General features: G+C 68.4%; 24 protein-coding genes, 1 tRNA gene and 2 pseudogenes. 13 read left to right on the forward strand and 14 right to left on the reverse strand.

Translation table 11 applies throughout. From position 1 onward, the window contains the following. Positions 1-3: 3 nt before the first annotated feature. From FGL25_RS15315 to FGL25_RS15325, 3 genes are all read right to left on the reverse strand, one after another. Entirely contained in the window at positions 4-228 is a 225-nt protein-coding gene (locus FGL25_RS15315) for an alkylphosphonate utilization protein (RefSeq protein ID WP_003166615.1), read from the reverse strand. Between the two features lie 64 nt (positions 229-292). After that, complete coding sequence (locus tag FGL25_RS15320) at positions 293-895, reverse strand: DUF4168 domain-containing protein (RefSeq protein ID WP_088410809.1); 603 nt, start codon at positions 893-895, stop codon at positions 293-295. A gap of 171 nt (positions 896-1,066) precedes the next feature. After that, on the reverse strand, positions 1,067-3,115 hold the full coding sequence (locus FGL25_RS15325; protein WP_138142179.1) for an NAD(+) synthase: 2,049 nt from the start codon (positions 3,113-3,115) through the stop codon (positions 1,067-1,069). Between the two features lie 177 nt (positions 3,116-3,292). On the opposite strand from FGL25_RS15325, the gene ftsY reads away from it, so the two are divergent. The 3 genes from ftsY to FGL25_RS15340 all read left to right on the forward strand — a co-directional run bounded on the left by ftsY (position 3,293) and on the right by FGL25_RS15340 (position 5,775). Beyond that, positions 3,293-4,228: a signal recognition particle-docking protein FtsY gene (ftsY, locus tag FGL25_RS15330; protein ID WP_046652747.1), complete on the forward strand. Its 936-nt coding sequence runs from the start codon at positions 3,293-3,295 to the stop codon at positions 4,226-4,228. 5 nt (positions 4,229-4,233) lie between these two features. Then, entirely contained in the window at positions 4,234-4,878 is a 645-nt protein-coding gene (locus tag FGL25_RS15335) for an inner membrane-spanning protein YciB (protein WP_003166610.1), read from the forward strand. A 234-nt stretch (positions 4,879-5,112) separates the two neighbouring features. Beyond that, complete coding sequence (locus FGL25_RS15340) at positions 5,113-5,775, forward strand: MarR family winged helix-turn-helix transcriptional regulator (RefSeq protein ID WP_128719225.1); 663 nt, start codon at positions 5,113-5,115, stop codon at positions 5,773-5,775. Between the two features lie 51 nt (positions 5,776-5,826). Here the strand turns inward: FGL25_RS15340 and FGL25_RS15345 are convergent, their stop codons facing one another. From FGL25_RS15345 to FGL25_RS15365, 5 genes are all read right to left on the reverse strand, one after another. Next, positions 5,827-6,057, reverse strand: a complete 231-nt coding sequence (locus FGL25_RS15345) for a hypothetical protein (RefSeq protein ID WP_076224635.1) — start codon at positions 6,055-6,057, stop codon at positions 5,827-5,829. Positions 6,058-6,126: 69 nt separating this feature from the next. Continuing rightward, positions 6,127-6,690, reverse strand: coding sequence for a DsbE family thiol:disulfide interchange protein (locus tag FGL25_RS15350; protein ID WP_138142180.1), 564 nt, complete (start codon positions 6,688-6,690; stop codon positions 6,127-6,129). Beyond that, the gene (gene ccmD, locus FGL25_RS15355; protein ID WP_003166605.1) at positions 6,687-6,839 is read right to left on the reverse strand and encodes a heme exporter protein CcmD; all 153 of its coding nucleotides are present in this window, start codon (positions 6,837-6,839) and stop codon (positions 6,687-6,689) included. Before ccmD ends, FGL25_RS15350 begins: the two co-directional genes overlap by 4 nt. A gap of 12 nt (positions 6,840-6,851) precedes the next feature. Continuing rightward, the gene (gene ccmC / locus FGL25_RS15360; RefSeq protein WP_138142181.1) at positions 6,852-7,571 is read right to left on the reverse strand and encodes a heme ABC transporter permease CcmC; all 720 of its coding nucleotides are present in this window, start codon (positions 7,569-7,571) and stop codon (positions 6,852-6,854) included. 69 nt (positions 7,572-7,640) lie between these two features. Then, on the reverse strand, positions 7,641-8,675 hold the full coding sequence (locus FGL25_RS15365; RefSeq protein WP_138142182.1) for an adenosine kinase: 1,035 nt from the start codon (positions 8,673-8,675) through the stop codon (positions 7,641-7,643). A gap of 148 nt (positions 8,676-8,823) precedes the next feature. Here FGL25_RS15365 and FGL25_RS15370 point away from each other — a divergent pair, with 148 nt between their 5' ends. Then, on the forward strand, positions 8,824-9,714 hold the full coding sequence (locus FGL25_RS15370) for an ATP-grasp domain-containing protein (RefSeq protein ID WP_138142183.1): 891 nt from the start codon (positions 8,824-8,826) through the stop codon (positions 9,712-9,714). 2 nt (positions 9,715-9,716) lie between these two features. Here the strand turns inward: FGL25_RS15370 and nth are convergent, their stop codons facing one another. Continuing rightward, positions 9,717-10,481, reverse strand: coding sequence for an endonuclease III (nth, locus tag FGL25_RS15375; RefSeq protein ID WP_252970222.1), 765 nt, complete (start codon positions 10,479-10,481; stop codon positions 9,717-9,719). A 137-nt stretch (positions 10,482-10,618) separates the two neighbouring features. On the opposite strand from nth, the gene FGL25_RS15380 reads away from it, so the two are divergent. From FGL25_RS15380 to FGL25_RS15405, 6 genes are all read left to right on the forward strand, one after another. After that, complete coding sequence (locus tag FGL25_RS15380; RefSeq protein WP_138142184.1) at positions 10,619-11,740, forward strand: HlyD family secretion protein; 1,122 nt, start codon at positions 10,619-10,621, stop codon at positions 11,738-11,740. Further along, positions 11,737-13,329 (forward strand): DHA2 family efflux MFS transporter permease subunit, encoded by a 1,593-nt coding sequence (locus FGL25_RS15385; RefSeq protein ID WP_138142185.1) that lies wholly within the window; start codon positions 11,737-11,739, stop codon positions 13,327-13,329. The genes FGL25_RS15380 and FGL25_RS15385 overlap by 4 nt, the downstream gene beginning before the upstream one ends. Then, positions 13,329-13,928: a TetR/AcrR family transcriptional regulator gene (locus tag FGL25_RS15390; protein ID WP_003166598.1), complete on the forward strand. Its 600-nt coding sequence runs from the start codon at positions 13,329-13,331 to the stop codon at positions 13,926-13,928. The genes FGL25_RS15385 and FGL25_RS15390 overlap by 1 nt, the downstream gene beginning before the upstream one ends. A gap of 85 nt (positions 13,929-14,013) precedes the next feature. Continuing rightward, the gene (locus FGL25_RS15395) at positions 14,014-14,793 is read left to right on the forward strand and encodes a creatininase family protein (protein WP_046652732.1); all 780 of its coding nucleotides are present in this window, start codon (positions 14,014-14,016) and stop codon (positions 14,791-14,793) included. A 20-nt stretch (positions 14,794-14,813) separates the two neighbouring features. Further along, a complete protein-coding gene (locus FGL25_RS15400) occupies positions 14,814-15,287 on the forward strand; it encodes a phasin family protein (RefSeq protein WP_252970223.1) in 474 nt (157 codons plus the stop codon). A gap of 72 nt (positions 15,288-15,359) precedes the next feature. Then, on the forward strand, positions 15,360-15,518 hold the full coding sequence (locus FGL25_RS15405; RefSeq protein WP_223850640.1) for a hypothetical protein: 159 nt from the start codon (positions 15,360-15,362) through the stop codon (positions 15,516-15,518). A gap of 20 nt (positions 15,519-15,538) precedes the next feature. Here the strand turns inward: FGL25_RS15405 and FGL25_RS15410 are convergent, their stop codons facing one another. From FGL25_RS15410 to tsaD, 3 genes and pseudogenes are all read right to left on the reverse strand, one after another. Continuing rightward, entirely contained in the window at positions 15,539-15,928 is a 390-nt protein-coding gene (locus tag FGL25_RS15410; RefSeq protein ID WP_138142186.1) for a Rieske (2Fe-2S) protein, read from the reverse strand. Next, positions 15,928-16,925 (reverse strand): annotated as a pseudogene (locus tag FGL25_RS15415) (NAD(P)H-dependent glycerol-3-phosphate dehydrogenase). The gene FGL25_RS15410 and the pseudogene FGL25_RS15415 overlap by 1 nt, the downstream one beginning before the upstream one ends. A 42-nt stretch (positions 16,926-16,967) precedes the next feature. After that, the gene (tsaD, locus tag FGL25_RS15420; RefSeq protein WP_138142472.1) at positions 16,968-18,158 is read right to left on the reverse strand and encodes a tRNA (adenosine(37)-N6)-threonylcarbamoyltransferase complex transferase subunit TsaD; all 1,191 of its coding nucleotides are present in this window, start codon (positions 18,156-18,158) and stop codon (positions 16,968-16,970) included. 116 nt (positions 18,159-18,274) lie between these two features. Between tsaD and hemC the strand changes: the two are divergent. From hemC to FGL25_RS15435, 3 genes and pseudogenes are all read left to right on the forward strand, one after another. Then, a pseudogene (gene hemC / locus FGL25_RS15425) lies at positions 18,275-19,158 on the forward strand (hydroxymethylbilane synthase). Positions 19,159-19,162: 4 nt separating this feature from the next. Continuing rightward, on the forward strand, positions 19,163-19,861 hold the full coding sequence (locus FGL25_RS15430; RefSeq protein ID WP_138142187.1) for a uroporphyrinogen-III synthase: 699 nt from the start codon (positions 19,163-19,165) through the stop codon (positions 19,859-19,861). Positions 19,862-19,908: 47 nt separating this feature from the next. Next, positions 19,909-19,984: transfer RNA gene (locus FGL25_RS15435), tRNA-Thr, on the forward strand. Positions 19,985-20,146: 162 nt separating this feature from the next. On the opposite strand, the gene FGL25_RS15440 is transcribed toward FGL25_RS15435, so the two are convergent. Next, a complete protein-coding gene (locus tag FGL25_RS15440) occupies positions 20,147-22,153 on the reverse strand; it encodes an ATP-binding protein (protein ID WP_167493362.1) in 2,007 nt (668 codons plus the stop codon). An 89-nt stretch (positions 22,154-22,242) separates the two neighbouring features. After that, positions 22,243-22,731, reverse strand: coding sequence for a hypothetical protein (locus FGL25_RS15445; protein ID WP_138142189.1), 489 nt, complete (start codon positions 22,729-22,731; stop codon positions 22,243-22,245). Position 22,732: the final 1 nt, after the last annotated feature.

Here is a 22,732-nt window from a genome sequence, read left to right on the forward strand (position 1 = left end):
AAATTATGCCTTCTTCACGAACTCCGTGCGCAGGACCAGGCCGCGCACCTTCTCGACGTTGGCCTCGATTTCGTCGGGGTCGCCGGTCAGGCGGATGTTCTTGACCAGGGTGCCGCGCTTCAGCGTCACCCCGCCCGAGCCCTTGACCTTCAGATCCTTGATCAGGGTCACGCTGTCGCCGTCCGACAGGAGGTTGCCGTTGGAGTCCTTGGTGACGTCGTCGCTCATGATCAGTCCTGTCTGAAATGGAAGAAGGGCCGCCGCATCAGCGACGGCCCTCGTTTCAACTGGCCTATTCCCCCTGACGCGCCTGGGCAAGGGCGATGCGCGCTTGCAGATGCTCGTCCTGGGCCGTAGCGGCGGAAATGGCGTTGAAGCGCTCGATCTCAAGGCCCGAGTTCTGGATGGCGGCGGCCATCTCGGCCTGCTGTTCAGCGTTCGGCTGGGCGCCGTTCAGGGCGCGGGCGATGCCCGAGATCTCGCCCATGGCGGCGGCGAATTGACCGGCTTCAGCGTCGGTGACGCCGGCCCCGACCGAGCCGGGCGCGGACGGCGTCGCGCCCGCCACAGCCGCGCGGGCCTGCAGCATCGGGTCAGCCGAAACGGCGGCCGAAATGGCGTTGAACCGCTCGACGGCCAGGCCCGAGTTCTGCACGGCGGCGGCCATCTGGGCCTGCTGGTCCTCGGTGGGCGCTCCGTTCTGGACGGTCGCGGCCACGCTCTGGACCGTCTTCATGGCGGCGGCGAACTGGGTCAGTTCCGCGTCGGTCGGTTCGCCGGCTGCGGCTACTGCGGCGGCGGGCGCGGGAGCGGCGTCCTGCGCCAGGGCGGGCGCGGCGGTCAGGAACAGGGCGGCCAGAATGGCGGTCGGGGCGGCGGCCGTTGCAAAACGCATGGCGTATCCTTCTTCAGCCCCGAACGCTCAGCCCTAGGCTGACCCGGACAGATCCGGGCTCTCCCGCACGACCGGGTGTGTCAGGCTCACAGAGGGCGGGGAGAAGAAAACGCTAACCCGCGCCGTGCGGGCGGGTAAACCCCAGTCGGGTCGTTTCAACCCCCGCGCGCATCAGCCCGGCGTATTGGCGTCCAGTTCGTCCAGCCACACCCGCGCCGAGGAATCCGACGGCGCCCGCCAGTCGCCGCGCGGCGACAGCGATCCGCCCGTCACCACCTTCGGCCCGTTCGGCACGGCCGAGCGTTTGAACTGGCTGGTCTGGAAGAAGCGGATCAGGAACTTGCGCAGCCAGGCCTTGATGGTCGCCAGGTCGTAGGCGACGCGCTCGCCCTGCGGCAGGCCGGACGGCCAGTCCCCGCGCGCCGGATCGCCCCAGGCCTGATGCGCCAGATAGGCGACCTTCGACGGCTTCAGGCCGAAGCGGCTGATGTAGAACAGGAAGAAGTCGTTCAGCGCATATGGGCCGACGATGCTCTGCGTCGACTGGATCGCGCCGTCGGCGCCCGCCGGCACCAGTTCGGGCGAGATTTCCGTGGCCAGGATGGCGTGCAGCGTCGGGGTCGCCGCCTCGCCGACCAGGCCGCGCTCGGCCACCCAGCGGATCAGGTGCTGGATCAGGGTCTTCGCCACCCCGCCGTTAACGTTGTAGTGGCTCATGTGGTCGCCGACGCCATAGGTGCACCAGCCCAGGGCCAGTTCCGACAGGTCGCCGGTGCCCAGCACGAAGCCGTGGTTCTGATTGGCCAGGCGGAACAGATAGTCGGTGCGCAGGCCCGCCTGGACGTTCTCGAAGGTGATGTCGTGGACTGGCTGACCATCAGCGAAGGCGTGGCCGATGTCGCGCAGCATCTGTTCGGCGGCGGGGCGAATGTCGATCTCGGCCCCCGTCACCCCCAGCGCCTTCATCAGCGCCCAGGCGTTGGACTTGGTGCCGTCCGACGTCGCAAACCCCGGCATGGTGAAGGCTAGGATGCCGGTGCGCGGCAGCTCCAGCCGATCAAAGGCGCGGCAGGCGACCAGCAGGGCCTGGGTCGAATCCAGCCCTCCCGAGACGCCAATCACCAGCGCCTTCGACCCCGTCGCCGTCATCCGCCGCATCAGCCCCTGGACCTGAATATTGAAGGCCTCGAAGCAGTCCTGATCCAAACGCGCGGCGTCGTCCGGCACAAAGGGGAAGCGGTCCAGCGGACGGATCAGGGCGTCGGTCGGCCCCTCCCCCGCCTCGAAAGGAACCACCGTCGCGGCCTCGCCTTCCAGCCGGGCGCAGTCGGCGAAGGTGCCGTTGCGCAGGCGGTCCAGACCAATGCGATCCACGTCCACGTCGGCGACGGTCAGATGGCTGTCCAGCGCGAACCGCTCGCCCTCGGCCAGCTTGGCGCCCAGTTCATGAATGGTCGCCTGACCGTCCCACGCCAGATCCGTCGTGCTCTCGCCCCAGCCCGAGGCGGCGAAGACATAGGCCGACAGGGTGCGCGCCGACTGGCTGGCGCACAGCAGGGCGCGCTCGTCCGCCTTGCCGATGACGATGTTGGAAGCCGAGAGGTTGCACAGGATGCGCGCCCCCGCGAGCGCCGCCCGCGTCGAGGGCGGCTGAGGCGCCCAGAAATCCTCGCAGATCTCGACGGCGAAGACGAAGCCCGGACGGTTCGTCGCCTCGAAGATCAGGCCCGGCGCGAAATCGACGCTCGCACCGTTCAGGACGACAGCGTCCTCGCTGCGGCTGGCCGCAGGCGCGAACCAGCGCTTCTCATAATATTCGCGATAGTTAGGCAGATAGGTCTTGGGGACCACGCCCAGCACCTCGCCCCCGCCCAGCACTACGGCGCAGTTGAACAGGGCGTCGCCGTTGCGGATCGGCGCGCCGATCACGGCGATGACGCCCGCCTCGTCCGCGACCTCGGCCAGACGCGCGATCCGGCGCTCGACCTCCTCCAGCAGAGCCGCCTGCATGTGCAGGTCGTCGATGGCGTAGGCGCTCAAGGACAGTTCGGGGAAGACCAGCATATCTGCGCCCTGCGCGCCCGCCTGACGGATCAGCCGTTCGTGTTCCTCGGCGTTGGCGGCCGGATCGGCGACATGGACCACCGGGGTCGCGGCGGCGACGCGCACGAAGCCGTGGCTGCGCGGGGCGTGGAAGGAATGCGTCTCAGACTTCGCCATCTATTTTCCGCTCATCCCGGCCGACGCCGGGAGCCAGTGAGAGCCATAGGCACAGACCTTGCGGCCTTCCCGATCAATATAGGGTTGCGCCGCGAAGCCAAAGCACTGGCTCCCGGCGTCGGCCGGGATGAGCGGTTTGTAGTGACCTGCGAACCGCTGTCGGCTAAGGCTCACGTCATGAGCGATACGCCCAAAAAAGGCTGGTTCCAGCGGCTGAGCGAAGGCCTGTCCCGGTCTTCGAAACAGATGACCGATCAGGTCGTCTCGACCTTCGTCAAAGAGCCCCTCTCGGAGGAGGCGCTGGAGCGGCTGGAAGAGCATCTGATCGAGAGCGATCTCGGCCCCGCCGCCTCGGCCCGCATCGTCGAGCGCTTCCGCGAGCTGCGCTTCGGCAAGACCTCCGACGAGCGCGAGATCAAGGAGGCCCTGGCCGAGGCCGTGGCCGCCGAACTGACGCCGCGTCAGGCGACGTTCGACCCGCTGTCGGGGCCCAAGCCCTATGTCGTCCTGTTCGTCGGCGTGAACGGCTCGGGCAAGACCACGACCCTGGGCAAGATCGCCTCGGACCTGACGGCCAAGGGCGCCAAGGTGATGATCGTCGCCGGCGACACCTTCCGCGCCGCCGCCCGCGAACAGCTCAAGGTCTGGGCCGACCGCGCGGGCGCCCATTTCGAGAGCCGCCGCGACGGCGCCGACGCCGCCGGCCTGGCCTTCGACGCCTTCGCCAAGGCGAAGGAAGAAGGCTTCGACGTCGTGCTGATCGACACGGCCGGGCGGCTGCAGAACAAGTCGACCCTGATGGACGAACTGCTCAAGATCGTGCGCGTGCTGAAGAAGGTCGACGCCGACGCCCCGCACGAAACCCTGCTGGTGCTGGACGCCACCGTCGGCCGCAATGCGCTGGAGCAGGAAAAGATCTTCGGCCGCACCGCCTATGTCTCGGGCGTGGTGATGACCAAGCTGGACGGCACCGCGCGCGGCGGCGTCCTGGTGCCCGTGGCCCAGGCCTCGGACGCCCCGATCAAGCTGATCGGCGTCGGCGAAGGGGTCGAGGATCTGCAACCGTTCGACGCCCGCGCGTTTTCCCGATCCCTGGTCGGGCTTGAGGACTGAAGCGTATGAGTGAAGCGACCGAAACCAAGCGTCCGCAGTGGATTCGTCAGGCCGTCGACTTCGGCGCCCTGGTCGCCTTCATGGCCGCCTATTTCATCACCCGCGACATGATCAAGGCGACCTGGGTTCTGGTCATCGCCTCGATCATCGCCCTGGCCGTCGGCTTCGTGCTGGAGCGGCGCCTGGCGCCCATGCCCCTGATCACCGGCGGCTTCGCCCTGGTGTTCGGCATCCTGACCATCGTCACCGACGACGATCTGTTCGTGAAGCTGAAGCTGACGGTGCAGAACGGCCTGCTGGCCGCCGTCCTGCTGGGCTCGCTGCCGCTGAAGAAGTATCCGTTCAAGGCCCTGCTGGGTTCGGCCATCAAGGTGACGGATGAGGCCTGGCGCAAGCTGACCTTCCGCTACGGCCTCTACTTCCTGGCCGTCGCCATCGCCAATGAGGTGTTCCGCAGCCCGACCGCCGTCACCGCCATCTGGTCGACGCTGAACCTGGGGACGCCCGATCCCAACGGCGTCTGGACGGCCTTCCGCGGCGTGCTGTGGATCGCGGCCTCCATCTTCGGCCTGTCGCAGGTGCCGCTGATCCTGAAGAACATGACCAAGGACGAGGAACGCGGCCCCGTCTCCCCCGACACGGGCCTCTAGGTTCAGAGCGTCTCGCTTCTCGCCGTCACCCTCGGGTCAAGCCCGAGGATGACGGAGTGAGTGGCCCGTTCACGCACCCATTCTGGGCCTCAAGTAGGGCGAAGCCCGGTAGGCCCACCAACTAAATGTCTTCAAACCGTCAGCCTTAACGTCGTCAAAGCGTTAAGCCGGGCTGTTAGCTGTTGCAGCATCATCCGGCCACGGCCGGTATCGGGCTGTTCGGGGACGAAGACGATGATCAAGTCGGGCAAGCAGGCGAAGATCAAGGGCGGGCTGGCGGAATCGCCCAGCCATCTGATGCACCGCGCGTTGCAGCTGGCGCTGGACATCTACGCCGAGGAAGCAGGGCCGGACGGCCTGACCCAGCGCCAGTTCGCCGTGCTGGAGGCCGTGGCCGCCCGCTCGGGCCTGACTCAGACCGATCTGGTCAAGGCCACCGGCATCGACCGCTCGACCCTGGCCGACCTGGTGGCGCGGATGACGACCAAGGGCCTGCTGGAGCGGGAACGCTCGACGCTGGACGCGCGCGCCAAGGCCGTGCGCCTGTCGCCCGAGGGCGAGGCCGCCCTGCTGGCCGCTCGCCCGCGCGTCGAGGCCGCCGACAAGCGGATCATGGGCCTGCTGCCCAAGTCCAAGCGCGACAGCTTCCTGGACCTGTTGTGCAGCCTGTCCGACGCCGCCGACGCCGCCCCCGAACAGGCTCGCGCCGACATCAAGGCGGCGAAGAAGGCCGCCAAGGACGCCAAGAAGGCGGAAAAAGCCGCCCGCAAGGGCGACGGCAAGACCGACGGCCGCGGCAAGAAGAAGAAAAAGGGCGAGCCGGTCGTGGAGCAAGCACAGACCGACGACGTCGCCGACGCCGTCGTGGTTCCGCTCAAGGACGCGGCTGAAGGCTAAGTCCTTCCCTTCCGGCGTCCGCCGGGATGAGCGGGGTATTGAGGCTGCGCCCTAAACCCGAATGTCGAGCAGGGAGCCGGGGCGTTGCAGGCGCGACGTCGGCGCCGCCTGCTCGACCGGCGCAGCAGCCGCTGCAGCGGGACGCGCAGTCTCCTCGGCCGCCATCGGCGCCGCCAACCCCATGGCCTGGCGGAAGAAGGCCGACTGGGCCGTTCTCAGGGCGTGGGCCGCACCGCCCGCCTGGGGCGGAAAGGCCGGCCGCTCGGACGAAATCGCGGACATGGGCTGAGGATGCCCGCGCTTCGTCTAGATATGGTTAATGCGCGATTCACCCTGTTTCGCGCGATCGCCTCAACGCGCCGGGGCGTTCAGGGCGTCGGTCAGCTTCTTCAGATCGGCGTCGGTCAGGATCGGCCCCGAGGACTTGGCGACGATGGTCCCATAGGCGTCGACGGCGAAGCTCTCGGGCACGCCCGACACGCCCAGGTCCAGCCCGGCGCGTCCCTCGCGGTCGACCAGCACCAGGCGGTAGGGATCGCCCAGCTCTTCCAGGAAGGCGTCGGTGGCGACGGGATCGTCCTTATAGGCCACGCCGACCACGGCGATGCCCTGCTCCTTCAGCGTCATCAGATGCGGATGCTCCAGACGGCACGGCGCGCACCAGCTGGCGAACAGGTTGACGATCATCGGCTTGCCGACCCCCGCCGTCTTCAGGTCCAGCAGGTCGTCGCTAGCCTTACCGCCCGCCAGGATAGGCAGGACCGTCGTCTCCGGGATCGGCTGGCCGACCAGGGCGTCCGGCTTGTAGGTCGGACCCGCAGCGGGATCGCCCGCCATCCGGTCCATCTGCGTCATCAGGAAGATCCCCAGCGCCGCCAGGACGACGATGGGCGCAAGAGACAGCCAACGTTTCATTTGCGCGCGGCCTCCAGCCGGGCCAGCTCGCGCTTCCAGCGACGGGCCGCGATCAGGGCGCGCGCCGACAGGGCGGCCAGCACCACGGCGCTGATCCCCCAGGCGGGCCAGACGAAGGCGCCGTAGGGGCTCATGTCCAGATCAAGCACGAAGCGCCTCCATCAGGCTTCCAGCGCCGCGCGGGCGCGAAGGGTCAGAACGCGGCGGCGACGGACCTCGGTGCGGATCGACGTCAGCCAGATCGCCCCGAACAGCACGGCGTAGGCCGCCATCATGGTCAGCAGGGCGGGCAGGAAGACCGGGTCCACGCTGGTCCCGCCCGACCGCAGCAGCGACGCGGGCTGGTGCAGGGTGTTCCACCAGTCGACCGAAAACTTAACGATCGGCAGATTGATCAGGCCGACCAGACCCAGCACCGCCGCCGCCCGCGCCGCCTTGGCCTCATCGTCGATCGAGGCGCGCAGGGCCATGTAGCCGAGGTAGAAGAGAAGCAGCACCAGCACGCTGGTCAGGCGCGCGTCCCACACCCACCACGTCCCCCACATGGGCTGGCCCCACAGGGAGCCGGTGACCAGGGCCAGGGCCGTGAAGGCCGCGCCCGGCACGGCCGCCGCCCGCGCCGCCGCATCGGCCAGCGGATGGCGGAACACCAGGGCGAAGAAGCTGGACACGCCCAGCGCCGCATATGCCATCAGGCCCAGACTGGCGGCCGGAACGTGGATGAACATGATGCGGACGGTGTCGCCCTGCTGATAGTCTCCCGGCGCGGCGAAGCTGAACCACGTCCCCAGCAGCAGCAGGCCGAGCGCGCATATCCACAACACCGGCACCAAGGGGCCGGTGAAGCGCATGAAGCGGTCGGGATTGGCGAGGCCGAACATGGGCCGCCGATTACGCGGCCCAGCGCCCCACGGCAAGCGGGCGCGACGTCCGACCCTTTGTCGCGGCTCTTAGAGGCTCAGGCCGTGCTGCGCCGCCAGGTCTTTCAGCCCCACCATCGGGCGCGGACCCCAGTGGGCGATGACCTCCGACGCGGCCAGCGAACCCAGAGCCCCGGCCTCGGCCAGGGACAGGCCACGCGACAGGCCCAGCAGAACGCCCGCCGCGTACTGATCGCCGGCGCCCGTGGTGTCGACGACCTTCTCGACCGGATAGGCGGCGACCTCGACCCGCTCGCCGCCGCGGAACAGCACCGAACCGGCGGCGCCGCGCGTCACGGCCGCCACCTCGACGATGCGGCCCAGGTGGGCGGCGGCGTGGTCGAAGTCCTCGGTCTCGAACAGGGCGTGCAGCTCGGCCTCATTGGCCAGGACGATGTCGGCCGAGGTCTCGATGAAGGCCAGCAGTTCGGCGCGCCAGCGGTGGACGACAAAGCTGTCCGACAGGGTGATGGCGACCTTGCGGCCCGCCGCATGGGCGGCGGCGGCGGCGGCCTCGAAAGCCGCGCGGGCCGGGGCCGGATCGAACAGATAGCCTTCCAGATAGACGATGGCGCTGTCGCCGATCACGCCCGCGTCGACGTCGGCCGTGGTCAGTTGGTTGGCGGCGCCCAGGAAGGTGCACATGGTGCGCTGGCCGTCCGGCGTGACGTTGATCAGGCAGCGGCCGGTGCCGAAGCCCTTGCCCGCGCCGTCTTCCAGCACGGGGGTGTCGAAGTGGACGCCGACGGCGCGGATGTCGTGGCTGAAGACCTCGCCCAGGGTGTCCTTGGCCACCTTGCCGATATAGGCGGCGCGCCCGCCGAACGAGCCGACGCCCGCCACGGTGTTGCCCGCCGAACCGCCCGAGGCCTCGACCCCCGCCGCCATGGCGTCATACAGGGTCGCGCTCTGATCCTCGTCGACCAGCTGCATCGAGCCGGGGATCAGGCCCTTGGCCTCAAGGAAGGCCGCATCGCACGGAGCCAGGACGTCGACGATGGCGTTGCCCAGGGCGCAGACGTCGAAACGGGCGTTTTGGGCGAAGGCGGGCAGGGATTGGGTCATGTCCGCCCCATAGCGGGCGAGACGGCTGCGCGCCAGTGCGCCGGCCCTGCCCTCGTGCGAAAAGCGGCCCTTCACGCCGATCCGGCGGCGGCCTAAAGCCGATGGACCTGTTGCACACCGCCCTGCCGGGCCATGCGGAGCCGCGCCCATGACCGACGTCGCCGTCCTGACCCCCGATCCGGCCGACCCCACCTATTCGACCCTGTGGCCCGGCGTGCTGGACCGGCTGGGCGAGGCGCTGGCGACGGCGGGGATCACGGCGCGGCCGACGCCCTGGACCGACCACGTCGAGAACGCCCGCGCCCTGATGGACTTCCCCCTGGTCCTGCCGCTGCTGGTCTGGGGCTATCATCAGGATCACGACCACTGGGTCCAGGCCTGCACGACCTGGGCCGAGGCGGGCGCGCCCCTGGCCAATCCGGCCGCGACCCTGCGCTGGAACGCCGACAAACGCTATCTGGCCCGCCTGGCGGAAAAAGGCGTCGCCGTGCCCGAGACGATCTTCGCCGACCACGTCGACGCTGCGGTTCTGGAAGCCGCCTTCGCCGCCACGGGGGCCGAGACCCTGATCGTCAAGCCGACCGTCTCGGGCGGCGCCTGGCGCACCCTGCGGGTGGCGGCGGGCGACCTGCTGGACGCGGCCCTGGCCGACGCCCCCGTCGGCGGAACGATGATCCAGCCCTATCTCAAGGCCATCGAGACCGAGGGCGAGACCTCCCTGCTCTATTTCGGCGGCGAACTGAGCCACGTCGTGAACAAGCGCCCCGGCGCGGCGGGCGAGTTCCGCATCCAGACCCAGTACGGCGGCCGATACCAGGCGCTAAAGGCCGCGCCCCTGGGCGCGCTCGATCTGGCCGAACGCACCCTGGCCGCCATCGACGAAGACCTGCTCTACGCCCGCATCGACATGACCAAGGACGACGACGGCGACTGGGTGCTGATGGAGGCCGAACTGATCGAGCCGGACTTCTACCTGGCCGCCGCGCCTGAAGCCGGCGCCCGCTTCGGTCAGGCGGTGCGGGCGCAGCTGGAGCGTTAAGCCTACACGCCCATGAAGCTGGCCCGCGACGGGCACAGATCGGAGATCACGCAGGCGCTGCACTTCGGCCGCTGCGCCAGACAGGTGTAGCGGCCGTGCAGGATCAGCCAGTGGTGCGCCTTGGGCAGCCAGGCCTCGGGCACCACCTGGTGCAGCTGGACCTCCACCTTGTCCGGCGTCGCCGCATTGGCCAGGCCCAGCCGGTGCGAAACACGGAAGACGTGGGTGTCCACCGCGATGGCCGGCTCGATCCCCAGTTCGTTCAGCACCACGCTGGCGGTCTTGCGCCCGACGCCCGGCAGGGCCTGCAGGTCGGCGCGTTTCAGCGGCACCTCGCCGCCGTGCTTCTCGATCAGCATCCGGGCGGCGGCGATGACGTTCTTCGCCTTGGTGCGGTAAAGGCCGATGGAGGCGATCAGGGGGATCAGCCCCTCCTCGCCCAGGGCCAGCATCTTCTGCGGCGTGTCGGCGACGGCGAACAGGGCCTTGGTCGCCTTGTTGACCCCCACGTCGGTCGCCTGGGCTGACAGGGCGACGGCCACCACCAGGGTGTAGGGATTGACGAAGTCCAGCTCGGTCTTCGGATCGGGCATGACGCCTGACAGGCGGACGAAGATCTCCTCCACCCGGTCCTCATCCGGCGGCCAGCTGATGACGGCGCCGACGGGGGCCTTCTTCGGCTGGCGCGAACGCTTGCCCGGCGGCGGGGTCAGCCCGGCCTTCTGAACGGCCTTCTTCTGGCGGGAGGCGGATTTCAACGGAGCCATGCCCCCGCTTCGCCTTCCCCGCGCCCGGCGTCAATGTCGCGCGCTCGCGACGATGCGACAAAAAATCGCAGTCGCGCCTTGTATTCTGGACTGCGCCGTCCATTTTACGCGCGAAATTGAAGCGAGCTGTCTCCCCCATGGCCCTCCCCGCCCCGTTCAAGAAGCGCCTGCCCCTGATCGTCGCCGGCGTCGTCGGCCTGGGCCTGATTATCGGCGGCGTGGTCTGGTGGCAGGGCAAGCAGCGCTGGGAAGGCACCGACAACGCCTTCGTCCAGGCCGACACCGTGGCCGTCAGCCCGCGCATCGGCGGCGAGGTGGTCGAAGTCCTGGTCAAGGACAACCAGCGCGTCGAGGCCGGTCAGGTGCTGGTCCGGCTGGACGACGCGGACGCCCGCGCCGCCCTGGCCCAGGCCCAGGCCAATCTGGCGGCCCTGACCGCCGCCGTCGCCAACGTCGACGCCCGGACCGAGCAGGAGCAGGCCACGATCGCCGCCCGCGCCGCCGCCGTGACCCAGGCCCAGGCCCAGGCGAACCTCGCCCACGCCGAGGTCGACCGTTACGGCAAGCTGGCCGATCAGGGCTGGGTGTCGCAGCAGCGCATCGAGACCCAGCGCGCCGCCGCCGAGACCGCCCGCGCCTCGGTCGCCCAGGCCCAGGCCGCCCTGACCGCCGAACAGCGCACCGCCGCCGTCCTCGGCTCCTCGCGCCAGCAGAGCGTGGCCGCCGTCGAACAGGCGCGCGCCCTGGTCGATCAGGCGCAGCTGACGCTGGACCGCACGGTGATCCGCGCCCCGGTCGCGGGCGTCGTCGGCGCGCGCGGCGTGCGCCTCGGCCAGGTGGTGCAGGCGGGCGGCCAGCTGATGTCCGTAGTGCCGCTGCAGGACACCTATGTCGTCGCCAACTTCAAGGAGACCCAGGTCGGGCGGATGCGTCTGGGCCAAGAGGTCGAGATCAAGGCCGACGCCTTCCCCGGCCGGTCGCTGCAGGGCCGTATCGACAGCTTCGCCCCGGCCACCGGCTCGGAATTCGCCCTGATCCCGGTCGAGAACGCCACCGGCAACTTCACCAAAATCACCCAGCGCGTGCCCGTCCGCATCGTCGTCCAGCGCGACGCCTCGGGCCAGCCGATCATCCTGCGGCCCGGCCTGTCGGTCGAGGTCAAGGTCGACCTGAAGAGCCAGGGCGGGCCTGCCTTCGCCGAGGCCCACATGGGCGAGACGGCCCTGGCCCAGGCCGCCGCCCCGAGCTCCGCCCGGTGAGCCAGACGGCGGCCCCGACAGCGGCGGCCTCGGCCCCCGCCGATCAGCCCGAGATCAACTGGACCGTCCTGCTGCTCGGCTTCGCCGGCATGGTCATCGGCCAGTTCATGGCCATTCTGGACATCCAGATCGTCGCCGCCTCCCTGCCGCAGATCCAGGCCGGGGTCGGCGCCTCGGCCGATGAGATCAGCTGGATCCAGACCGCCTATCTGATCCCCGAGGTCGTGATGATCCCCCTGTCGGGATACCTGTCGCGGCTGTGGGGCACGCAGAAGGTGTTTCTGGCCTCCTGTCTCGGCTTCCTGGTGATGAGCGTGGCCGTGGGCCTGTCGTCGTCGATCGAGATGATGATCGTCTTTCGCGCGCTCCAGGGCTTCGTCGGCGGGGCCATGATCCCGACCGTCTTCGCCGTGGCCTTCACCGCCTTCCCGCCCGAGCGGCGCGTGACGGCCAGCGTCATCATGGGGCTGATCGTAACGCTGGCCCCCACCGTCGGCCCGACGCTAGGCGGGCACCTGACGGAATGGCTCAGCTGGCGCTGGCTGTTCTTCATCAACGTCTTTCCCGGCGCGATCGTCCTGTTCCTGGTCGGGCGCTACGCCCATTTCGACAAGGGCGACCCCAGCCTGTCCAAGGGCTTCGACTGGCTGGGCCTGGCCCTGATGGCCGCCTTCCTGATGAGCCTGCAGTTCGTGTTGGAAGAGGGCTCCAAGGAGGACTGGTTCGCCGACGACATGATCCTGCTGCTCAGCGTCGTCGCCGCCGTCTGCGGTCCGGCCTTCGTCTGGCGCTCGCTCAGCTACCGCAATCCGATCGTCGAGCTGCGCGCCTTCGGCAACCGCAACTTCGTGGTCGGGGTGCTGATGACCTTCATCGTCGGCGCGGCCCTGTTCGGCGGCACCTTCCTGCTGCCGCTGTTCCTGGGGCGGGTGCGCGACTATTCGGCGGCCGAGGTCGGCACCACCATGGTCGTCTCCGGCCTGGCCATGTTCGCCACAGGCCCCATCGCCGGGCGGCTGGTGCGGGCGGTGGATGCGCGCATCCTGATGTTCGTGGGCTTCATGATGGCCGCCTGGGGCATGTGGGACGCCCGCATCGTGACGGATCAGTGGGGCTTCTGGGAGTTCGCCGGGGTCCAGGCCATGCGCGGGGCCGGCGTCATGCTGGCCATGATCGCCTCGCAGCAGGTGACGATGGCCACCCTGCCGCCGCACATGGTCAAGAACGCCTCGGGCCTGGTGAACCTGTCGCGCAACGTCGGCGGCGCCTTCGGCCTGGCCATCCTCAACACCTCCCTGACCCAGAACACCGCCCTGCACATGGTCGAGCTGACCAGCGCCATCGACCAGACCCATCAGGGGGTGCGCGACATGATGGCGGGCATGGCCGTGCGCTTCGCCGGCTCCATCGACCCCCAGGCCTCGGCGATGAAGGCGATCTACGGCCTGTTGCAGAAACAGGCGACCACCCTGGCCTTCGGCGACGCCTTCGCCCTATTAGCCATCGGCTGCGCCTGCGCCGGTTTCCTGACCCTGCTGTCCAAACCGGCCAAGCCCAATCCCTCCGCAGCTCCTACGGACGCCCACTGATGCCCCGCGCCCTCGGCCAGATCGACGAACACAAGAGCCGCGCCATCCTGCGCGCCGCCGCCGAACTCTTCATGGAGAAGGGCGCCAAGGTCTCCATGGCCGAGGTCGCCCGGCGCGCGGGCGTGTCCAAACAGACCCTCTACAACCGCTATCCGACCAAGACGGACATCGCCCGCGACCTGGCGGCCCAACGCTCGGAAGAGACCCTGGCCCCCCTCGCCTCCGACATGGATGTCGAGACCGCCCTGGCAAGCGTGGCCGAGACCCTGATCCGGCGCGTCTGCATCGAGGGGCGCGGCGTCGCCCTGCGCGGCATGGCCCTGGCCTCGCCCGAGGCGCCAGAGCTGGCGCGCGTCGTCTATGACGCCGGGCCCGGCCAGAACCTGCGCCGTCTGGCCGTCTGGCTGGAGGAGCAGGACCGCCTGGGCCGCCTGTCCGCGCCCGATCCCGTCGCCGCCGCCGAGATGTTCACCGGCATGGTGCTGGGCCACGGCCACCTGCGCTCGGTGCTGGGCCTGCCCCACCCCGAGATCGACGACATCCCCGCCCGCGCCCGCGAGGCCGCCCGTCGCTTCGTGCGCGCCTTCGCGCCGCAATAGGCGTTCGCGCTCGATTGGCCCTGAAGGCGGATCAGCGTAAAGCCGCCCCCAGTCCCCTCACCTCCCGCCCGTCGGAGTCCTTCCCATGCTGATCCACCTGTCGTCCTGGCCCGAGATCGACGAGCGCCTGAAGTCCGGCGCCCTTCTGTCCAAGACGGTGATCGTGCCGATCGGCTCGAACGAACAGCACGGGCCGACGGGCCTGCTGGGCACCGACTGGCTGTGCCCCGAGATCATCGCCCACGCCGCCGAAAAGGGCGACGACAGCCTGATCGTCACGCCGACCTTCAACATCGGCATGGCCCAGCACCACCTGGCGTTTCCCGGCACCATCACCCTGCGCCCGTCGACCTTCATGGCGGCGATCGCCGACTGGGTGTCGTCGCTGACGCGCCACGGCTTCGAGCGCATCTATTTCCTCAACGGCCACGGCGGCAACGTCGCCACCATTGAGGCCGCCTTCGCCGAAATCTACGCCGACTGGTCCTTCACGCCCGAGCCCTGGGCCGAGCGTCCGCCCTTCGTGCTGAAGCTGCGCAACTGGTGGGATCTGCCAGGCGTGCAGAAGCTGTGCGAGGACATCTTCCCGACCGGCCACGGCAGCCACGCCACCCCGTCCGAGATCGCCGTGACCCAGGCCGGCTATCCCGACCGGATCAAGACCGCCGCCTATGAGCCGAAGATCGCCCCCTTCGGCCCGATCCGCGACGCCAACGACTATCGCGCCCGCTTCCCCGACGGCCGCATCGGCTCGGACCCGGCCCAGGCGACCCCGGAAAAGGGCCAGCGCATCATCGACGCCGCCGTTCCGGCCCTGATCCGCGACCTGACCGACTTCGCGCAAGAAGTCTTGCCGGTCGCCTGAAACCAGCCCAGGGTCGTTGCATGAGCCCCATGCAGAAGACGGCCCGCAACGCCCTGCGCAACGCCCAGGCCGGTCAGGAACTGGCCCAGGCCTCGGCCGCCGTCATCACGCGACGGTTCGAGATCATGGGCGAGGCTCTGGCCGACCCCCTGCGCGCCGACCACGCCGAACTCAGCCGCATGGGTGTGGAGAAGGTCGAGGCCATGACGGCCTCGGCCGGGGCCGCCTATACCGGCGCGCTGGACCTGGCCGAACGCGCCGGGCGTCTGGCCGCGCGCGAGGGGGCCGAGGCCGCCGACTGCCTGGCCAAACTGGCCCGCGCCGACACCCCCTTCGCCTTCGCCGCCGCCCAGACCGACTGGGCCCTGGGCGCCTGGAGCCGAGCGCTGAACGACGGCTGGTCCTTCTACGGCGCGGCGCTGAAGGCGCAGGCTAAGACCATGGCCCCCGTCCACGCCAAGGCCACGGCCAATGCGCGACGCCTGAAGCGCTGACCTCGCGCGGGCGTGATGGAACGCCCCGCGCTGTCGCCGGATTGCCTTTGCATCCATGCGGAGGAGATCACCATGGCCGAGAAAGACCCCAAAGACCCCCACCCCGGCATGATGGGCGACGGCACCGAGGAGCAGAACCTCAACCAGCCCGGCGACCCCTCCAAGCGGATCACCGAGGAAGAGGTCGACGAAGCCTTCACCAAGGATCCCAAGCTGGTCCCGAAGGAATAGGCGGGACGCGGCTTCCGCCCTTACGCCGTCCTTATAACCCCGTCCCGCGCCTCGACCGGCCAAGGCGTCAGCTTGCCGCCCGCGCAGGGTCCGGAGACGCAGGCGCCCGACAGCGGCTCGAACGCCGCCCCGTGCCAACCGCACAGGATCAGCGAGCCGTCCGGCGTCAGATAGCGGTCCAGCTCCACCGCGATGGGAAAGCCCGCGTGCGGGCAGCGATCCACCCAGCCCGCGACCCGACCGTCCTTCTTCACCACGAAGCCGTGGAAGAAGGCCTCGCCGATCTGCAGCACGAAACCGCGCGAGCCGGGATCATTGATGTCCGCCTCAAGACACAGGGCCACGTTCGGCGGCGTCTTCCAGACCCGCTTGCGCTCCTGCGTCTCGGCCGCCGGACCCTCTTGCGCCACTATTCGCGCTCGGGCTTCAGCGGGCGGCTCATCAGGCTCTCGATCGCCTGATCCACCGTCAGCTCGCCCGCCAGCACCGCCGCCGTCGCCTCGCAGATCGGCGTGTCGACGCCCAGTTTGCGGGTCAGTTCGCGCACGGCCGGCGCGCTCTCATAGCCCTCGGCCACTGAGCGCTTGCCTTCCAGCGCCTGCTCGACGCTGAGGCCTTGGCCCAGGGCCAGGCCCAGGCTCATGTTGCGCGACTGCGGGCTGGAGCAGGTCAGCACCAGATCGCCGACGCCGCACAGCCCGGCCACCGTCTCGGCCTTGCCGCCCAGGGCCGTGGCGACGCGGACGATCTCGGCATAGCCGCGGGTGATGACGGCCGCATGGGCGCTGCGCCCCAGTTCGCGGCCCTCGACAATGCCGCAGGCGATGGCCAGCACATTCTTCAGCGCCCCGCCCGTCTCGGCCCCGATCAGGTCGTCGGCGTAATAGGGGCGGAAGACCGGCCCCGACAGGGCGCCCGCCAGCGCCTCGGCCATCGCCGCATCGGCGCAGGCCAGGGTCACGGCGCTGGGCAGGCCCCGCGCCACCTCGGCGGCGAAGCTCGGCCCCGACAGCACGGCGGCCGTGGCCGAGGGAATCGTCTCGGCCAGCACGTCGGTCATCAGCTTCAGCGAGCCGCGCTCAATGCCCTTGGAGCACAGGATGATCGGCAGGCCCGGCCGGGCGTAGGGCGCGAAGGCCTGCAACGTCGCCCGCATATGCTGGGCGGGCGGCACGGCCAGGATCAGGTCGCAGTCGGCCAGATCCGCCAGGTCCGAGGTGACGTTGATGGCCGAATCCAACTCGACCCCCGGCAGGAAGGCGTCGTTCATCCGGCGCGTGCGGATGCTCTCGATCACCTCGGGCTCGCGCGCCTGCAGGATGACGGCCAGACCCGCCGCCGCCGCGCTCTGCGCCAGGGCCGTGCCCCAGGCGCCGCCGCCATTACGCCTGCCGTATGAAATTCCATGTCTTCTCCGGTCCCCCGACCCCCGCCGAGAGCCAGGCCGCTTTAAGCCTTGGCGCCCTTGCGGCCCGTTTTCTTGTGCACAGGATCAACGCTCGCGCGCGTCTCGTCCAGAGGCCATCGCGGCCGGGCGGCGACATCGATGTCCGACGTCAGCCCTTTTTCCAGCCGCTCAGCCCCCGCCAGGGCGATCATCGCCGCATTGTCGGTGCAATAGGCCATCGGCGGCGCCAGGAAGGCGAAGCCGTGCTTGGTCGCCAGATCCTCCAGCGTCCGCCGGATCGTCTTGTTGGCGGCGACCCCGCCCGCCACGACAAACAGTCTTTCTTTTTGCCCTATCGCCTCGCCCACGGGGCTCGGCTGCTTTAGGGCGCCGTCAGCGAGTTCCGGATGCGCCTCGGCGTAATCCTTCATCGCCCGCTCGGAGCGTTCGGCCAGCTGGCGCGCGATCGCCTTCTGCACCGCATCGGCCAGATCGGCCCGATCCTGTTCCGTCTCGCAGATCTGGGCCAGGCGCGACGCCGCCGTCTTCAGCCCCGAGAAGGAGAAGTCGCAATCCTTGCGCCCCAGCAGCGCCCTCGGCAGATCAAAGCGCGACCCGTCGCCGGACGCCGCCAGCTTCTCCAGCGCCGGCCCGCCCGGATAGCCCAGCCCCATGGCCTTGGCGATCTTGTCAAAGGCCTCGCCCGCCGCGTCGTCGATGGTCGTGCCCAGACGGCTCATGTCGCCGATGCCGCGCACCTCCAGCAGCTGACAGTGCCCGCCCGACACCAGCAGCAGCAGGAAGGGATAGGTCGTCTCCGCCCCCAGCCGCGCCGACACTGCATGGCCTTCCAGATGGTTGACCGCGATCAGCGGCAAGCCCCGCGCCAGCGCCGCCGCCTTGCCGTAGCTCAGGCCCACCATGACCCCGCCGACCAGCCCCGGCCCCGCCGTCGCCGCCACGCCGTCCAGCGCGCTCCAGTCCAGCCCGGCCTCGCTCATGGCCCGGCGCGTCACGCCGTCGATCATCTCCACATGGCTGCGGGCGGCGATTTCCGGCACCACCCCGCCATAGGCCGCATGGTCGTCGATCTGGCTATGGATGACGCTGGACAGCACCTGCGCGCCCGACGCCGACAGCCGCACCACCGAGGCGGCGGTCTCGTCGCAGCTGGTCTCCAGGCCCAGCACGGTCAAACCGTCCGACCCGCGTTCGGTTGCCCCGTCCGTCGCCCTGCTATAGTCCGCGTCCATCTTCATTCGGCGGAGTTAGCGACCCGCCCCCCCTTTCGCAACGGCGTCTCGACGTGACTCAACCTCTCCTGCGCATCGGCACCCGACGTTCGCGCCTGGCCCTGGCCCAGTCCGCCATGATGCAGCGCGCCCATCGGCCGCGCCCTCGGCGTGCCCGAGGCCGAGATCGAAACCCTGGTTCCTCTGGTCGAGATCGTCACCACCGGCGACCGCATCCAGGACCGTCGCCTGCTCGAAATCGGCGGCAAGGCCCTGTTCACCAAGGAGATCGAGGAGGCCCTGCTGGACAGCCGGCGTCGACGTCGCCGTCCACTCGATGAAGGACGTCCCCGCCGAACAGCCGCCGGGCCTCGCCATCGCCGCCGTGCCCGAGCGCGAAGACCCCCGCGACGCCTTCATCAGCGACCATTACGCCACCTTCGCCGACCTGCCGCAGGGCGCCCGTTTCGGCACCGCCTCCCTGCGTCGTCAGGCCCAGGCCCTGGCCCTGCGTCCCGACCTGAACATCGAGATGCTGCGCGGCAACGTCGACACCCGGCTGAAGCGGCTGCGCGACGGCGATTTCGACGCCATCCTGCTGGCCTGTTCGGGCCTCAACCGCCTCGGCCTCGGCGAGGTCATCCGCCAGCGCCTGCCGCTGGACGCCTTCCTGCCCGCGCCGGGCCAGGGCGCCCTGGCCCTGCAGACGCGTGAAGGCGACGTCGACGCCGCCTGGACCCGCGCCCTGAACCACGCCCCCACCGCCCTCGCCGTCGCCGCCGAGCGGGGGGCCATGGCCGCGTTGGAAGGCTCCTGCCGCACCGCCATCGGCGCCTACGCCCACATCGCGGACGACCGCCTGCGCCTCAGCACCGAAATGCTCAGCCCCGACGGGTCGAGCCGCTGGACGCGCTCCGGCGACATCGCCGCCGACGTCGATCACGCCGCCGCCCGCGCCCTGGGCCTCGACCTCGGCGGTCAGATCCAGGCCGTCGCCGGCGACCAGAAGATCGCGCTCTAGGGTCATGACGCCGCCGATCCGCCGCGTCTGGGTCACGCGCGCCGAGCCGGGCGCCGCCCGCACGGCGGACCGGCTGACGGCGCTGGGCTTCACCCCGCTCGTCGCGCCCTTGCTGACCTTGGCGCCCCTGCCCGGCGCCCTCGACGCCGCGCCTGCCCCGGCCGCCGTCGCCGCCCTCGCCCTGACCAGCCCCAACGGCGTCGAAGCCTTCGCCCCCCTGATCCCGCGCTTTCGCGACCACCCCGTCTTCGCCGTCGGCGACGCCACGGCCGAGGCCGCCCGCGCCGCCGGCTTCGCCGATGTGCGCTCCGCCGCCGGCGACATCCACGCCCTGGCTCGCCTGATCACGGCCGCAGCCCCACCCGGCCCCCTGCTGGCCCCCGGCGCGCGCGAACCGGCGGGCGACCTGCCCGCCCTGCTGCCCGACCGCCCGGTCCATCGCCTGCCCGTCTACGCCGCCTTCGAGACCCAGGCGCCCGCTCCCGAGCTTTTCGACGCGGTCATGCTCCACTCCCCCCGCGCCGCCCGCGCGCTAGCCGCCGATCTGCCTCGCGCCGCCTCATCCGGCCGCGTCGCCATCTGCATATCCGAAGCGGCCGCCATCCCCCTGCGCCCCTTCGATTTCGCGCAAATCCGCATCGCCGCCGCACCAGACGAACCGGCGATGCTATCGGCTCTTGGCAAGCCCTCCGCTCCCGTATAAAGAGCCCTCCTCGCTCGTTCACGCCTTCGCGCGCGAACGACGCCGGGGCCGCTTTAGCTCAGCTGGTAGAGCACCTCATTCGTAATGAGGGGGTCAGGTGTTCGAGTCACCTAAGCGGCACCACCTTTCCAGAGCATCACTAGCTTTGACGCCGGGCCGGGATAAGCCGGAAGTGGCTTCCGCTTGGGAGCTGTGTGGGTATGCGGTGGGGAGGCCTTTTGGCCGCTACTGATTCGACCATTAGCCTCCGTGCTTTCGGTCGATCCAACCGATCCGTTGTCGGGCTTAAGCCTCAGCAGGAGGCTGTTCCTCAACCCAATCTGACTCATCAACGACACCCTTCAGCAGGGCGGCGTGTTTCTCGTGAAGGTATTTGAGCGCCTCGCCTTCCCCAGCCGAGTGTTCAAGACGCTGCTGGAAGAAAAGCAGGCGCGCCCGGTTTTCTTGGATGAGCTCACCCCAAGTCATAACCTGAACGGTGCCAGTGGCGGATCGCCCTATTAAACGACGCTCGGCGTCGACAGAATTGATTAACCCCGCCGTCTGCGAATCGTAAGCGTTTGAGATGACTATGTAATGCCATCTGACGTTTTTGACTCGATGGAAGCGGTCATCATTTTCCACGGCGTGGGCATACTTCAGAATCTGACCTGTTTCTTTCCAGCCGATATCAACCTCGGGTGCCTTGAGTTCAACGATGAGGTTCTCAACTTCCTCGGCCAAATGCCGCTTGGACTGCGCCGAGAACATAAGATCGACGATAGCCGTCCGCTGACCATGAACCTTCACCGGTTCATCGATCACCAGACTCGGATCGAGGTGTTCCTTGTGCCGATTCAGAACCTGTCGGAGGCCGAGATCGCTGACCCACAGATTATATTCCTCGCCGAAGAGCCAAGTCTCCTGAGCAAGGATTCTATGAAGCTGAGTTCGCTCTTTAAGTCGGCCCTTCTTTTCGGGGTCGTAGATGATGGTTTCCAGCGCCGTAAGGAACTTCAGGCGATCGGCGACCGTCTTGGCTGCGGAGATGATCGAGGAAAGCGACGTCTCCTGCAGCAGCGCGCCAAGTTCCTTCTGTTTGGCGACCGGCAGGTCAAGCACCTCGCGCAGGATGATCTGAAGTTCCTCCGGCCCGCGCTCGAGTGCCGTCTTCAACATCCGAAGGTGAAGCGCTTTTCCTTTTTTGCTACCACCGCCAATCTCTGGCGCAATGCGCTGGACTTGCGCGGCGACGATCTCAAAGACTTGGCGCTCTGCCTTCTCGACCGTGGTGACTGGTTCGCCCTCAAAGGGATAGACTTGCTCGGCCTTCCATTCGTCCACGATTGACTTTGCGTCAGCGGCTGCCCGTTCGCGGAAGTACCGTTTGATTGCCTCACGAGACTGGTCCACAGCCTCGGCAAGCCGTGGGTCTAGTTCTCCGAGGCCGAGCAGCCCCTTTTCCTGAAGTCGACTGATGTAATCGGATCGAAGGTAAGCTGAGAACGCGAAGCCAGGAACGTGGAAGCGGGTCTCGGAGGTGTCGAGCGGGAAGCCATCTGCTGAGCAGAGATATAGGGCCCGTTTGGTTGCTGACTTCCACTCAATGATCTGCAGCGACGCCGGGTGCGGCCCTTCGTCGGAGACGATAGGCTCGAGCTCGATCGTAACCGGCTCACCGACCATTGCGGTCGCAGGATCGACCCGCCGACCGGCGACCTCGATCTGTACGTTCGGATAGTTTGACAGATAGAGAGCGAAAGTCTCAGCTAAATCTTGGAGCCCCTCCTCTGTTTCGAACACGCGAAAGTCGTGATGCAAGTCGCTAACAGCGACCGTCACGCCTGTTCTTGGCGTACCGGCTGGGCGCTGCGGCGTAACTGCAACGTCCGTCAGATTGTCCGAAAACAGCGACACTTCGAACGACGATGCGTCGCCAGCCTCTTCGTGCGTGACATGCCATGTGACCGCGCGACCGAGGGCGAAAGCCTTGTAGCGACCCTTTCCTTCCTGGCCATGTATCTGACGGCCGCTCGGAGTTTGCCGTGTGCCGCGCTTCCACGATCCGCCCAGATTCTTGAATAAACCTCTGGCCTCAGAACGCGGGAATCCTTTGCCGTTGTCGTGCACCACAATCTTCGACAGACCGCCGGCAAGATCCCCGTATTCTAACTCGACAGAGACCCGGGTCGCATCGGCGTCGAGGCCATTCCAGATCAACTCAGACAGAGCCGGAATCGGTCTCGCGCGCGTCTGTTTATCGACGAAGTCGGGTTGAACCTCGACCGGAAAGTGCTCTGTATTGTCGACCATCTGCCCTCGCGTCCGCATAGAGCAGCTATGTGTGGGCGGTGACAACCCCCAGTGGATACCTCCCAGTGTTCGCCAGGTCGTTCAGCGAATCAAACCGCGCCATTTGGCTGGTTGGGCGGGAACAGCACGGGGTATTGTCGGCGCACTTGCGCCCGGTATCGATTGTTCAGGGCCCAGCGCCGTGCCCCGCCGACGCCGAAGACGAGGAGCCCAAGAACCCAGAACCACGGAAGCAGGAAGACACCAGCAACCATAAGGCCGATCACCTGCCAATTCTCTGCTGGCGACCACATCTTGCGGGCCTCGTGTTTCAGCAACTTGTCGATCTTGGAACGACGCAGCCCCTCCAGATCGAGCGTAGGCGTTGAAGATTGTAGGATGGTAAGATCCTCGCCCTGCCGAACTACCTTGATGTCATCATTTGAAAGATCGGCAGCGATGGCTTCCAGCGCATTTTCACGCTGCGCGCGTTCGGCCAAGGCCTGAGTCCGCGCCTGTTCGGACGCTATCTTTTGAGCCTCTCTCGCGACTTGTTCGCGTTCGGCACGCCGCGCGGCAACCTGGGACTGAAAATCCATA

Source organism: Brevundimonas vancanneytii (assembly GCF_901421975.1).
Classification (GTDB): Bacteria; Pseudomonadota; Alphaproteobacteria; order Caulobacterales; family Caulobacteraceae; genus Brevundimonas; species Brevundimonas diminuta.

What these genes read in the sequence shown, in the direction of transcription:
- FGL25_RS15315 (WP_003166615.1), bottom strand. Translation starts at nt 228, where the DNA reads ATGAGCGACGACGTCACCAAGGACTCCAACGGCAACCTCCTGTCGGAC.
- FGL25_RS15320 (WP_088410809.1), bottom strand. Translation starts at nt 895, where the DNA reads ATGCGTTTTGCAACGGCCGCCGCCCCGACCGCCATTCTGGCCGCCCTG.
- FGL25_RS15325 (WP_138142179.1), bottom strand. Translation starts at nt 3,115, where the DNA reads ATGGCGAAGTCTGAGACGCATTCCTTCCACGCCCCGCGCAGCCACGGC.
- ftsY (WP_046652747.1), top strand. Translation starts at nt 3,293, where the DNA reads ATGAGCGATACGCCCAAAAAAGGCTGGTTCCAGCGGCTGAGCGAAGGC.
- FGL25_RS15335 (WP_003166610.1), top strand. Translation starts at nt 4,234, where the DNA reads ATGAGTGAAGCGACCGAAACCAAGCGTCCGCAGTGGATTCGTCAGGCC.
- FGL25_RS15340 (WP_128719225.1), top strand. Translation starts at nt 5,113, where the DNA reads ATGATCAAGTCGGGCAAGCAGGCGAAGATCAAGGGCGGGCTGGCGGAA.
- FGL25_RS15345 (WP_076224635.1), bottom strand. Translation starts at nt 6,057, where the DNA reads ATGTCCGCGATTTCGTCCGAGCGGCCGGCCTTTCCGCCCCAGGCGGGC.
- FGL25_RS15350 (WP_138142180.1), bottom strand. Translation starts at nt 6,690, where the DNA reads ATGAAACGTTGGCTGTCTCTTGCGCCCATCGTCGTCCTGGCGGCGCTG.
- ccmC (WP_138142181.1), bottom strand. Translation starts at nt 7,571, where the DNA reads ATGTTCGGCCTCGCCAATCCCGACCGCTTCATGCGCTTCACCGGCCCC.
- FGL25_RS15365 (WP_138142182.1), bottom strand. Translation starts at nt 8,675, where the DNA reads ATGACCCAATCCCTGCCCGCCTTCGCCCAAAACGCCCGTTTCGACGTC.
- FGL25_RS15370 (WP_138142183.1), top strand. Translation starts at nt 8,824, where the DNA reads ATGACCGACGTCGCCGTCCTGACCCCCGATCCGGCCGACCCCACCTAT.
- nth (WP_252970222.1), bottom strand. Translation starts at nt 10,481, where the DNA reads ATGGCTCCGTTGAAATCCGCCTCCCGCCAGAAGAAGGCCGTTCAGAAG.
- FGL25_RS15380 (WP_138142184.1), top strand. Translation starts at nt 10,619, where the DNA reads ATGGCCCTCCCCGCCCCGTTCAAGAAGCGCCTGCCCCTGATCGTCGCC.
- FGL25_RS15390 (WP_003166598.1), top strand. Translation starts at nt 13,329, where the DNA reads ATGCCCCGCGCCCTCGGCCAGATCGACGAACACAAGAGCCGCGCCATC.
- FGL25_RS15395 (WP_046652732.1), top strand. Translation starts at nt 14,014, where the DNA reads ATGCTGATCCACCTGTCGTCCTGGCCCGAGATCGACGAGCGCCTGAAG.
- FGL25_RS15400 (WP_252970223.1), top strand. Translation starts at nt 14,814, where the DNA reads ATGAGCCCCATGCAGAAGACGGCCCGCAACGCCCTGCGCAACGCCCAG.
- FGL25_RS15405 (WP_223850640.1), top strand. Translation starts at nt 15,360, where the DNA reads ATGGCCGAGAAAGACCCCAAAGACCCCCACCCCGGCATGATGGGCGAC.
- tsaD (WP_138142472.1), bottom strand. Translation starts at nt 18,158, where the DNA reads ATGGACGCGGACTATAGCAGGGCGACGGACGGGGCAACCGAACGCGGG.
- FGL25_RS15430 (WP_138142187.1), top strand. Translation starts at nt 19,163, where the DNA reads ATGACGCCGCCGATCCGCCGCGTCTGGGTCACGCGCGCCGAGCCGGGC.
- FGL25_RS15440 (WP_167493362.1), bottom strand. Translation starts at nt 22,153, where the DNA reads ATGGTCGACAATACAGAGCACTTTCCGGTCGAGGTTCAACCCGACTTC.
- FGL25_RS15445 (WP_138142189.1), bottom strand. Translation starts at nt 22,731, where the DNA reads ATGGATTTTCAGTCCCAGGTTGCCGCGCGGCGTGCCGAACGCGAACAA.